This window comes from Vibrio aestuarianus, assembly GCF_028858425.1.
Lineage (GTDB): Bacteria > Pseudomonadota > Gammaproteobacteria > Enterobacterales > Vibrionaceae > Vibrio > Vibrio aestuarianus.
Genome location: NZ_JAKNYQ010000001.1, coordinates 160,856 through 172,807 on the forward strand (window position 1 = coordinate 160,856; position 11,952 = coordinate 172,807).

The 11,952-nt window shown below is 45.7% G+C and carries 6 protein-coding genes, 1 tRNA gene, 2 rRNA genes and 1 riboswitch; of the genes, 2 read left to right on the plus strand and 7 right to left on the minus strand.

The features are described from left to right. Positions 1–35: 35 nt before the first annotated feature. From MCT08_RS00825 to MCT08_RS00835, 3 genes are all read right to left on the minus strand, one after another. A 23S ribosomal RNA gene (locus MCT08_RS00825) occupies positions 36–2,927 on the minus strand. A 298-nt stretch (positions 2,928–3,225) separates the two neighbouring features. Next, a tRNA-Glu gene (locus MCT08_RS00830) sits at positions 3,226–3,301 on the minus strand. Positions 3,302–3,389: 88 nt separating this feature from the next. Next, positions 3,390–4,936, minus strand: a 16S ribosomal RNA gene (locus MCT08_RS00835). The 16S and 23S rRNA genes sit together here with 1 tRNA gene alongside, the layout of an rRNA operon. A 648-nt stretch (positions 4,937–5,584) precedes the next feature. Here MCT08_RS00835 and MCT08_RS00840 point away from each other — a divergent pair. After that, positions 5,585–6,037: an RNA recognition motif domain-containing protein gene (locus MCT08_RS00840; RefSeq protein WP_053311450.1), complete on the plus strand. Its 453-nt coding sequence runs from the start codon at positions 5,585–5,587 to the stop codon at positions 6,035–6,037. Here the strand turns inward: MCT08_RS00840 and murI are convergent. The 3 genes from murI to btuB are packed head-to-tail and all read right to left on the minus strand — an operon-like array spanning position 6,000 to position 9,393. Beyond that, positions 6,000–6,812, minus strand: a complete 813-nt coding sequence (murI, locus tag MCT08_RS00845) for a glutamate racemase (RefSeq protein WP_274677708.1) — start codon at positions 6,810–6,812, stop codon at positions 6,000–6,002. The two genes, MCT08_RS00840 and murI, sit on opposite strands and share 38 nt — an antisense overlap. A gap of 21 nt (positions 6,813–6,833) precedes the next feature. After that, positions 6,834–7,523, minus strand: a complete 690-nt coding sequence (locus MCT08_RS00850; protein WP_274677709.1) for an adenine nucleotide alpha hydrolase — start codon at positions 7,521–7,523, stop codon at positions 6,834–6,836. A 46-nt stretch (positions 7,524–7,569) separates the two neighbouring features. Continuing rightward, complete coding sequence (btuB, locus tag MCT08_RS00855) at positions 7,570–9,393, minus strand: TonB-dependent vitamin B12 receptor (RefSeq protein WP_274677710.1); 1,824 nt, start codon at positions 9,391–9,393, stop codon at positions 7,570–7,572. Positions 9,394–9,441: 48 nt separating this feature from the next. Then, a riboswitch (cobalamin riboswitch) is annotated at positions 9,442–9,641 on the minus strand. A 157-nt stretch (positions 9,642–9,798) separates the two neighbouring features. On the opposite strand from btuB, the gene trmA reads away from it, so the two are divergent. Beyond that, the gene (gene trmA / locus MCT08_RS00860) at positions 9,799–10,908 is read left to right on the plus strand and encodes a tRNA (uridine(54)-C5)-methyltransferase TrmA (protein ID WP_274677711.1); all 1,110 of its coding nucleotides are present in this window, start codon (positions 9,799–9,801) and stop codon (positions 10,906–10,908) included. Positions 10,909–11,085: 177 nt separating this feature from the next. Here trmA and MCT08_RS00865 read toward each other — a convergent pair whose 3' ends face one another. Continuing rightward, on the minus strand, positions 11,086–11,652 hold the full coding sequence (locus MCT08_RS00865; protein ID WP_168523726.1) for a YSC84-related protein: 567 nt from the start codon (positions 11,650–11,652) through the stop codon (positions 11,086–11,088). Positions 11,653–11,952: the final 300 nt, after the last annotated feature.

An 11,952-nucleotide genomic window follows, 5' to 3' on the forward strand; every position in this document is an offset into this window, starting at 1 on the left:
CTTCTATTGAGCCCACAAAACCCCTTCGGTGTTGTATGGTTAAGCCTCACGGGCAATTAGTATTGGTTAGCTCAACGCCTCGCAGCGCTTACACACCCAACCTATCAACGTTCTAGTCTCGAACAACCCTTTAGGACACTTAAAGTGCCAGGGAAGACTCATCTCAGGGCTCGCTTCCCGCTTAGATGCTTTCAGCGGTTATCGATTCCGAACTTAGCTACCGGGCAATGCTACTGGCGTAACAACCCGAACACCAGAGGTTCGTCCACTCCGGTCCTCTCGTACTAGGAGCAGCCCCCTTCAATCTTCCAACGCCCACGGCAGATAGGGACCGAACTGTCTCACGACGTTCTAAACCCAGCTCGCGTACCACTTTAAATGGCGAACAGCCATACCCTTGGGACCGACTTCAGCCCCAGGATGTGATGAGCCGACATCGAGGTGCCAAACACCGCCGTCGATATGAACTCTTGGGCGGTATCAGCCTGTTATCCCCGGAGTACCTTTTATCCGTTGAGCGATGGCCCTTCCATTCAGAACCACCGGATCACTATGACCTACTTTCGTACCTGCTCGAATTGTCATTCTCGCAGTTAAGCGGGCTTATGCCATTGCACTAACCACACGATGTCCAACCGTGTTTAGCCCACCTTCGTGCTCCTCCGTTACTCTTTGGGAGGAGACCGCCCCAGTCAAACTACCCACCAGGCACTGTCCGCAACCCCGATTAGGGGCCAACGTTAGAACATCAAAACTACAAGGGTGGTATTTCAAGGACGACTCCACGCAATCTAGCGACTGCGCTTCTAAGTCTCCCACCTATCCTACACATGTAGGTTCAATGTTCAGTGCCAAGCTGTAGTAAAGGTTCACGGGGTCTTTCCGTCTAGCCGCGGGTACACTGCATCTTCACAGCGATTTCAATTTCACTGAGTCTCGGGTGGAGACAGCGTGGCCATCATTACGCCATTCGTGCAGGTCGGAACTTACCCGACAAGGAATTTCGCTACCTTAGGACCGTTATAGTTACGGCCGCCGTTTACCGGGGCTTCGATCAAGAGCTTCGACCTAAGTCTAACCCCATCAATTAACCTTCCGGCACCGGGCAGGCGTCACACCGTATACGTCATCTTACGATTTTGCACAGTGCTGTGTTTTTAATAAACAGTTGCAGCCACCTGGTATCTGCGACTCTCAGTAGCTCCATCCGCTAGGGACTTCACCGCCAAGAGCGTACCTTCTCCCGAAGTTACGGTACCATTTTGCCTAGTTCCTTCACCCGAGTTCTCTCAAGCGCCTTGGTATTCTCTACCCGACCACCTGTGTCGGTTTGGGGTACGATTGCTTATAATCTGAAGCTTAGAGGCTTTTCCTGGAAGCATGGCATCAATGACTTCACACCCGTAGGTGCTCGACGTCGTGTCTCAGCCTAACAAGAAACCGGATTTACCTAGTCTCTTAGCCTACGCACTTGAACCTGGACAACCGTCGCCAGGCCCACCTAGCCTTCTCCGTCCCCCCATCGCAATTATAAGCAGTACGGGAATATTAACCCGTTTCCCATCGACTACGCTTTTCAGCCTCGCCTTAGGGGTCGACTTACCCTGCCCCGATTAACGTTGGACAGGAACCCTTGGTCTTCCGGCGTGGGGGTTTTTCACCCCCATTATCGTTACTCATGTCAGCATTCGCACTTCTGATACCTCCAGCATGCTTTACAACACACCTTCAACGGCTTACAGAACGCTCCCCTACCCCACAATCTTACGATTGCAGCCGCAGCTTCGGTTTACTACTTAGCCCCGTTACATCTTCCGCGCAGGCCGACTCGACCAGTGAGCTATTACGCTTTCTTTAAATGATGGCTGCTTCTAAGCCAACATCCTGGCTGTCTGAGCCTTCCCACATCGTTTCCCACTTAGTAGTAATTTGGGACCTTAGCTGGCGGTCTGGGTTGTTTCCCTCTCCACGACGGACGTTAGCACCCGCCGTGTGTCTCCCGGATAGTACTTACTGGTATTCGGAGTTTGCAAAGGGTTGGTAAGTCGGGATGACCCCCTAGCCTTAACAGTGCTCTACCCCCAGTAGTATTCGTCCGAGGCGCTACCTAAATAGCTTTCGGGGAGAACCAGCTATCTCCGAGTTTGATTGGCCTTTCACCCCTAGCCACAAGTCATCCGCTAATTTTTCAACATTAGTCGGTTCGGTCCTCCAATTGATGTTACTCAATCTTCAACCTGCCCATGGCTAGATCACTCGGTTTCGGGTCTATATCCAGAGACTAAAGCGCCCAGTTAAGACTCGGTTTCCCTACGGCTCCCCTATACGGTTAACCTTGCCACTGAATATAAGTCGCTGACCCATTATACAAAAGGTACGCAGTCACAGGACAAAGCCTGCTCCTACTGCTTGTACGTACACGGTTTCAGGTTCTATTTCACTCCCCTCACAGGGGTTCTTTTCGCCTTTCCCTCACGGTACTGGTTCACTATCGGTCAGTCAGTAGTATTTAGCCTTGGAGGATGGTCCCCCCATATTCAAACAGGATATCACGTGTCCCGCCTTACTCGTTTTCACTTAGAATGACGTGTCGGTTACGGGGCTATCACCCTTTATTGCCACGCTTTCCAGCGTGTTCACCTGCATCATTTAAAGCTTAAGGGCTAGTCCAATTTCGCTCGCCGCTACTTTCGGAATCTCAGTTGATTTCTTTTCCTTCGGGTACTTAGATGTTTCAGTTCCCCGAGTTCGCCTCGCTGCGCTATGTATTCACGCAGCGATACTAGCTTATGCTAGTGGGTTTCCCCATTCGGAAATCGTAGACTCAAGTGGCTTTTACTGCCTAATCTACGCTTATCGCAAGTTAATACGTCCTTCATCGCCTCTGACTGCCAAGGCATCCACCGTGTACGCTTAGTCACTTAACCATACAACCCGAAGAAGTTTCGTGTTGATGACAAGTCACCAAGGTTTAGTGTCTCTCTTTATTGAATGAGCGAGAGACATTTCGATTTTGCCGGACTCAATTTTGAAAACTTACCGCAGTAAGCTTTCCCAAGAACACTTGAATGTGTTTGGTATCAACACATAAACGTGTTGATATTGAGAACTTTTATTTGATAACAACAAATCACGTTGTTATCAGTCAGCTTTCCAAATTGTTAAAGAGCAAGATTTTCTGATGAAAACCATTTTTAAGAACACTTAAGCAAATGTGCTTAAAGATGGTATCCCGTAGGGGAGTCGAACCCCTGTTACCGCCGTGAAAGGGCGGTGTCCTAGGCCTCTAGACGAACGGGACACTAAGTGGCGAATGTTTGGGAACATTCTTTCTCTAAAACTGTATAAACCATCAATCTGTGTGGACACTCATCAGTGTAATCATCGTATAAGGAGGTGATCCAGCGCCAGGTTCCCCTAGCGCTACCTTGTTACGACTTCACCCCAGTCATGAACCACAAAGTGGTGAGCGTCCTCCCCGAAAGGTTAAACTACCCACTTCTTTTGCAGCCCACTCCCATGGTGTGACGGGCGGTGTGTACAAGGCCCGGGAACGTATTCACCGTGGCATTCTGATCCACGATTACTAGCGATTCCGACTTCATGGAGTCGAGTTGCAGACTCCAATCCGGACTACGACGCACTTTTTGGGATTCGCTCACTTTCGCAAGTTGGCTGCCCTCTGTATGCGCCATTGTAGCACGTGTGTAGCCCTACTCGTAAGGGCCATGATGACTTGACGTCGTCCCCACCTTCCTCCGGTTTATCACCGGCAGTCTCCCTGGAGTTCCCGACATTACTCGCTGGCAAACAAGGATAAGGGTTGCGCTCGTTGCGGGACTTAACCCAACATTTCACAACACGAGCTGACGACAGCCATGCAGCACCTGTCTCAGAGCTCCCGAAGGCACTCCTGCGTCTCCGCTGGATTCTCTGGATGTCAAGAGTAGGTAAGGTTCTTCGCGTTGCATCGAATTAAACCACATGCTCCACCGCTTGTGCGGGCCCCCGTCAATTCATTTGAGTTTTAATCTTGCGACCGTACTCCCCAGGCGGTCTACTTAACGCGTTAGCTCCGAAAGCCACGGCTCAAGGCCACAACCTCCAAGTAGACATCGTTTACGGCGTGGACTACCAGGGTATCTAATCCTGTTTGCTCCCCACGCTTTCGCATCTGAGTGTCAGTATCTGTCCAGGGGGCCGCCTTCGCCACCGGTATTCCTTCAGATCTCTACGCATTTCACCGCTACACCTGAAATTCTACCCCCCTCTACAGTACTCTAGTCCGCCAGTTTCAAATGCAGTTCCGAGGTTGAGCCCCGGGCTTTCACATCTGACTTAACGAACCACCTGCATGCGCTTTACGCCCAGTAATTCCGATTAACGCTCGCACCCTCCGTATTACCGCGGCTGCTGGCACGGAGTTAGCCGGTGCTTCTTCTGTCGCTAACGTCAAATGATGCTGCTATTAACAACACCACCTTCCTCACGACTGAAAGTACTTTACAACCCGAAGGCCTTCTTCATACACGCGGCATGGCTGCATCAGGCTTGCGCCCATTGTGCAATATTCCCCACTGCTGCCTCCCGTAGGAGTCTGGACCGTGTCTCAGTTCCAGTGTGGCTGATCATCCTCTCAGACCAGCTAGGGATCGTCGCCTTGGTGAGCCATTACCTCACCAACTAGCTAATCCCACCTAGGCATATCCTGACGCGAGAGGCCCGAAGGTCCCCCTCTTTGGCCCGTAGGCATCATGCGGTATTAGCCATCGTTTCCAATGGTTATCCCCCACATCAGGGCAATTTCCTAGGCATTACTCACCCGTCCGCCGCTCGTCATCTTCAAAAGCAAGCTTTTGAAATGTTACCGCTCGACTTGCATGTGTTAGGCCTGCCGCCAGCGTTCAATCTGAGCCATGATCAAACTCTTCAATTAAAGTTTTGTTGGTCCTAAGACCGGCTCAATGAATACTGACTTCAAAACTGTTTTTACTCGAAAGTAAAAAGTAATTTTAAAGCTATTGTTGCTCCAACAGAACAACAATGAATTGACTGTGCCGCTTCTTGGTTTTCACTTTTTAATAAAAAGTGAAATCAAAAAGCATTCGAACTATTGCTAGTTCAGGTCACTCAGTTCATTGATAAATCTTTTTCGATTATCATCAACGAGTGCCCACACAGATTGATAGATTTATATTGTTAAAGAGCGTTTCCTACCGACCAAACCATTAAGTCCGCGTCGCTAGGGGTGCGAATAATACGCTTTCGTTTTTAAGAGTCAAGGGTTATTTTCAAACTTTCTATTCTCTTTTAAACTCTAACTCGTATGTGAGGTTCGTCTCACTCCGTGTCAGTGAGGCGGCATTATAGGGATGATTTAGAAGGTGACAAGTACTTTTTGAAATTTCTTTTTTGTTCGACCAAAAACCAACCAATGTCGCGTTTTATTGAATAAAACTTCAACATTTGAAGGCTATCACAGCAATTGGTTGGAAAAACGCCAAGCTTGTACGTAAGATTCATGTGTCTATTTTGTTAAGCTTAGACATCTATCTTCTTTTATTTTGATATGTAGTATTCCAATATGAACTCTAATAAATCGACTTTACTGATTGCATCTCTTGCAATAATAGGCGCTATCGTCTTTTCTCTGGTCGCGCTATCTCCCGCAATTACTTTCGTGCTTGGTGTTGTCTCTTCAGCTTTTGTTTTTAAATTTTGTGGCAACAGCACAGTAACCGATGAGGATCCAAAACTCTCAACGAAAACTTTGTATGTCGGAAATTTGCCATACAAAGCTAACGAGGCCCATGTCCGTGAACTTTTTGCTAAAGAAGGAGAAGTGTTTGCTGTGCGCTTGATGAAAGATAAACGCACTGGAAAAAGACGGGGCTTTGGCTTTGTAGTAATGGCATCTTCAGATGTTGATTCTGCAATTGCAGCCTTAAATGAAAAAGACTACATGCAACGTACCCTAAAAGTACGCGTGGCGAACGACCCTAAACATCCTGACGGCGAAATGTTTGAACAGGACTAAACCCTAAGTGAGCCAGTCGGCTATTAAGTGCGTTTTCTTCCCAAGGAAGCGCACTCGATAAAATTTTGTAGTGCTTTATCTGACATTGCGGCTCACTTTCTACCCCAAGCAACTCTTTAACACGCCGGGCTATCGCGTTTCCAGAATCCACCAGCAATACTTTATTCCCTAATACACTTTGAATCTCTTCCTTTATTAATGGGAAATGTGTGCAGCCAAGTACTGCAACGTCAATATGATTAACCAAAGGCTGCAGTATGGCTTTTAGCTCGACCAAATCTACCGCTTTACCTCGTAGTTTCTCTTCTGCCATATCGACAAGCCGAGTTGAGCCTAATAGTTCGACATTTTTATCCGATGAAAAATCTCGAATTAGGTCATGAGTATATTGGCGTGTAATGGTAGCGGGGGTAGCGATAAGTCCTACGGCTTTATTTGCTAGCGATGACGCTGGCTTTATTGCCGGAACGACTCCAACAACAGGAATCGAAAGACAAGAACGTAATGTCGGCAAGACAATTGTACTTGCGGTGTTACAAGCAATCACGACTAAATCGATATTATCTTGCTCAACAATCTGAGTAACTAAAGTGAGGACACGCTCAATTAATACTTGTTGATCTAACTCACCGTAAGGATACGCTTCGTTATCAAACAAATAGGTGTAATTTAACTGTGGCAATTGCGCTTGTATTTCTTGATAGACAGATAATCCACCGACACCGGAATCAAAGATAAGCACATTATGATGAGACTGTTGTGACACGCTGACCACCTAGAAATGAAAACGTCTTGATCATACTCGCTCTTTATCAATTGGCAATATTCTTGCCTGGTATCTTTGATGACAGAAACGCTCCCCCTCTTCGAGGTGTGTGAGGGTTAATTGCAGCGAGCCATGGATAAAACATGGAGCTTCAGTGACTAAAGTGTGAAACTCACCATTTTCACCGCATGGATCGACACTCAGTGGCAATGATTGAAGAAACTCATTTCCATACCACTGACCACAAAATTTCGGTTCTAAAGCTTGCCCATCAGTCGTCACGATCATCGTTTTAATACCACAGCCTATCATTTCATCCGCCAACACACGGCTATTCTCCCCCAACAATGGCAATACGCATTCCCAACCAGCAGGTTCAATATAGCTTTTACGATAATCAGCAATGCCATTACAAAAAATGTCGCCAAATGCAACGGCGTTGATCTCTAAGTCACTCGATTTCAGAGCGTTTATGATGGTTGATTGATAAACCTCATTGCTCGGAAACACTTCGGGTAATTTTATTTTGATAATCGGTAAACCAACCAATTGAGCCTGTAAGTCAATCACATGCAGCGGCGTTGCTTGGAAAGGCACTTCGTTGTCCACATACGTGGTATAAAGCCCAACTACGTTATAATCTGTATCTGCTAATAAGCGCTCTAAAGTCAGCGTAGAATCTTTACCACTCGACCAACTGATAATGACGTTCTTTTTCATGGTGAAACTCACTAATTGAAAAACCGCCCGAAGGCGGTTTGAGGCATTAAAATTGGTAAGCGACGTTCAGGTAATACGCTCGTTCTGGTGCAGGGTAACCATTGGCTGTTTCGTACTCTTTATCAAATAGATTATCAATTCGGGCACTTATCGTCGTTGACTGGTTAGCGTAATAACTTACAGCAGTATCAAATAGTGAATAAGCGCCTAGCGTAATATCCGTATATGGGTAAGTGCTATAATCTACATCAGGTCGTTTACCAACATACAGATAGCTAATTGACCAATCTACTTCATCAAAACTGACTAAAGCATTCCATTTATACATCTCTTTCGCACGGCGTTGTAATTGCTGACCAGTTGCCTCTTCGGCATCTTTATAATCGGCACTAATTTGATGTTGGATAATACCGGTATCAAATTCAGCCGTTAGCTCCACGCCTTGGATATGAGTTTCACCGTTAACATTAACGTATTGATAAGTCGAAGGGTGGTAATCGATCAAGTTATCGATTTTGTTATCGTAACCCGTTAAAGACCAGTACACCCCTTTGACCAAACCACTAAAGGTGAGTTCAAATGAGTTAGATTCTTCAGAGGTTAAATCTTTAGAACCATAGTTTGGGTCATATTGTTGATAAAGGTTTGGGGCTTTAAATGATGTACCATAAGAAGCCTTTACTGCAAACTCTTCGACAAATTGATAGCCAGCTGCGAGGTTATAAGTCGATTGAGAACCAAATTCTTCGTTATCATCAAGGCGAGCACTGGCTTCAAGTAATGCCGATGAAATGCTAGCCGACACCATACCAAATATCGCGCTATTTGAACGACTAAAAGTCTTATCTGCTGTTTTATCTAGATAAGACTCGTCACGCCAGTCGACTCCACCAGCCAAAGTAACCACATCAGATAGCTTATAGTGATTAATAAACTGCACATTACTTTGCTCAAGTTCATCTGAAGAACCAGAGTATTTATCTGCTGACTGTTCGTAATTCCACGACTTTTGTTTCTGAGTGTTGAACTGCATCTCTGCAATCCATTTTTCAGATTGATACTGGCCACCGAATGTAAATGAACGATCGTCTTTTTCTGACTCATAGTATTTATGGCTACCAAACGAATTATCATATTGGTAAATATTCTCATACGCTCTGGCACTACCAAACAGAGACCATTGCTGGCTTAGTTTATGCGTATAACCAACCAAGCCATTGGTGCTATCAAACCCGTGACGATCACCATCATTAATACCTTGTACTGGCTTAACGTTGTAACCTTTATCTTGCTCATTACCAAGTGCAAGGTTTAGCTGACCATTATCCGAAACAGCAATACCAGAGGCGAGACTTAGCTCGCTGTAATCCAAACTCCCCAAACCTGCACTGAATCTTGTCCCTTCATTCGAAGAACGTGCAACGGTAATAATATTAATCACGCCACCAATGGCTTCAGATCCATAAAGGGATGCTCGAGCACCTTTTACGTATTCAATACGCTCAACATACGTTAAAGGGATTTGATTAAAGTCTACGGCACCTTTTGCGGCGCGAGAAAAGCGCACACCATCCACTAGCACCAATACTTGATCAGAGCCTGTACCGCGCACAAAAATTGAGGCATTCTGTCCACGGCCACCATTTTGAGTAATTTGAATCCCTGTCAATCGACGCAAAACATCAGGAATAGATTTAGCCTGTGTACGTTCGATATCTTGCCGTGAAACAATTTCTATATCAGCTAAAGTCGATTGGGTCGATTGCTCGAAACGGTTTGCCGTTACAACGAGAGTTTGATCAGAAGATTGAGCATAAGAAGCATGCGGAAGTAACGATGCTACTGCCATCGCCAAAAAAGAGTTGTTCATGTTGTATCCTAAGTCGCGTAAGTCCTACCGAATCCCCCATCTGGGTAATTAACGATTCGGTTGCTGGCAGGTATTCGGACTTAAGAGCTCGGCATCGCCACCTAGTCACTCGACTTCCCACATCGCTTATGCAGTGTCATTTGAGCTTTCGTTCTCTCTTACCGCTGCGCGTCAGTTCTGGTTTTGCACCAGATTCCCTTTTTCAGCCGTCTACACTTCCAGACAGCACCAGCTGAAGCGATACTATTGTTCTATCTATTATTTGTCTAGAGAAAGATTAGTATAAGCTATAGTTTTACAATGCCAATGCGTGGTTAATTCTGCACAAAACTGGACAAGCGCGAGGGATTGAATAAAATCTGCGCTCTTTATTTGAATGCACCCTACCCGAAGAAAGGTAATACCATGGCTACTCTTGATGTAAACCCACAACACTACCAACAGCAATTGGCGGAAAAGACAGAGCGTCTCACCCAAATGTTTGCACACTATAATGTGCCAGAGTTGGAAGTGTTTGAATCACCAGAGCAGCACTATCGTATGCGAGCTGAGTTTCGTATTTGGCACGAAGGGGAAGACCTTTACTACGTCATGTTCAATCAAGAAACGCGTGAAAAATACCGTGTTGACCAATTTCCAGCCGCAAGCCGTTTAATCAATGACCTCATGCCACTATTGACGGATGCATTAAAAGGCAGCGATTCCCTTCGCCGTAAACTTTTCCAAATCGATTTTCTCTCAACATTAAGCGGCGAAGTACTGGTATCGCTGCTTTACCATCGTCAATTAGATGAAGAATGGATTGAAAGCGCCAAAGCGTTAAAACAACGTTTGAATGATGAAGGCTTTAACCTCAACCTAATTGGTCGAGCACGTAAAATGAAAGTGGTGCTTGATCGCGATTACGTGATAGAAAAACTGAATGTGAATGGCGATAGCTATATCTACCAACAAGTCGAGAACAGCTTTACTCAACCCAACGGTAAAGTCGCGCAAAAAATGTTGGAATGGGCGGTAGATTGCACCCAAGACTGTAGTGGTGACTTACTTGAACTGTATTGCGGTAATGGTAACTTTTCATTAGCACTAGCACAAAATTTTGAGCGTGTACTCGCGACTGAACTAGCGAAACCTTCGGTTGATTCGGCACAGTACAATATTGCGGCAAATAAGATCGACAATGTACAAATTATCCGTATGTCAGCGGAAGATTTTACCGAAGCAATGGAAGGAAAGCGTGAATTTCGCCGTCTAAAACAAGCCAATATCGATCTACAAAGCTACAACTGCAACACCATTTTTGTTGATCCTCCGCGCTCAGGAATGGATATCGATACGTGTAAAATGGTGCAAGGTTACGAACGTATTTTATATATATCCTGTAATCCAGAAACCCTAAAAGATAACTTAGACATTCTAGGCGAAACACATAAAGTGACCCGTTTTGCTCTGTTTGACCAATTCCCTTACACCCACCATATGGAGGCAGGTGTACTGCTAGAGCGCATTAAATAAGGGATTAAAAGGTTTTAGTCCTGAGGGGCAGGCTTAGGGGACGGGAACACCTGAAATACTGAATTGCAATAATGGGATTTGATATGATCACCACCAGCACTGCTCGTAACTAGTGGGTAGATAATAGCGGAAGAAATAAGGCAATGGTCGTTCGACCATTGCCCAATTAGATAGTGATCACTTAGCTTTGAAGCTGTACTTTTGACCCGCAATTGATGCTTCATACATCAAGCCACCTTTACCCATGGTGACAACTGCCATACCGTTGTTGTAAGTGATGCCAGCTTGGTTGGAGTTTTCTGATGAAGAACCTGCGTTAGCGGAAGAGCCTGAAGTTCCGGCTTGAGCTTGTGCACTGGCAGTGATGGCGATAGCAGAAGCACCCGCAGAAAATTCAAAGTTACCGCTGGTAAAATTGTCAAGTGCCGCCTGATTTTCAAAAAAGATGATTTGACTATACGCTTGACCACCGAGCTGTAAACCGATTGAAAGCTGTGACATCTTCGTCTCACCAATAGATTGACCATTTACAAACACCCGCCCCTTGCCATGCGCTCCACCGATCCCAATACCGCCTTTACCTATGGTTGGAAAAACCGCATAAGCACGAGCAGTAGAAAACATCTGTGCAGTTTCTGGTGCAGACTTGAAGTTAGCGACGGTATCGCTGTAGTCATCAGCCAACGCTTGAGTGGAAGTTAAGGTTGCGAAAATCGCCATAATAGAGAATAGTTTACGGAACATAGTATTGACCCTCGAAAAAGAGATAGAAAAAGCGGACTGCCAATAAGAAATGTTAGTTTTTATCATTGGTTAGTAAGTTTAAATAGCCCTGCTCTTACTACAAATAATACTGCTATTCTAACCCGAGATAGACTGTTCAGCTACTGGTTAATTGCCGACCCAAACCCGCCAGATATGTGTGACTGACTGAGGATACCAGCACGACGAATGTTATTTGCATTGCACTCGAATAGTAGCATCGCAACTATCGATGCCAACGCTATCCATCAGTCCTCCTAACCAAACAAAGAGCACTAGCAT

Bases quoted from the DNA above. Each gene is read 5' to 3' on its own strand.
- MCT08_RS00840 (WP_053311450.1), top strand. From the start codon at position 5,585: ATGAACTCTAATAAATCGACTTTACTGATTGCATCTCTTGCAATAATA.
- MCT08_RS00850 (WP_274677709.1), bottom strand. From the start codon at position 7,523: ATGAAAAAGAACGTCATTATCAGTTGGTCGAGTGGTAAAGATTCTACG.
- btuB (WP_274677710.1), bottom strand. From the start codon at position 9,393: ATGAACAACTCTTTTTTGGCGATGGCAGTAGCATCGTTACTTCCGCAT.
- trmA (WP_274677711.1), top strand. From the start codon at position 9,799: ATGGCTACTCTTGATGTAAACCCACAACACTACCAACAGCAATTGGCG.
- MCT08_RS00865 (WP_168523726.1), bottom strand. From the start codon at position 11,652: ATGTTCCGTAAACTATTCTCTATTATGGCGATTTTCGCAACCTTAACT.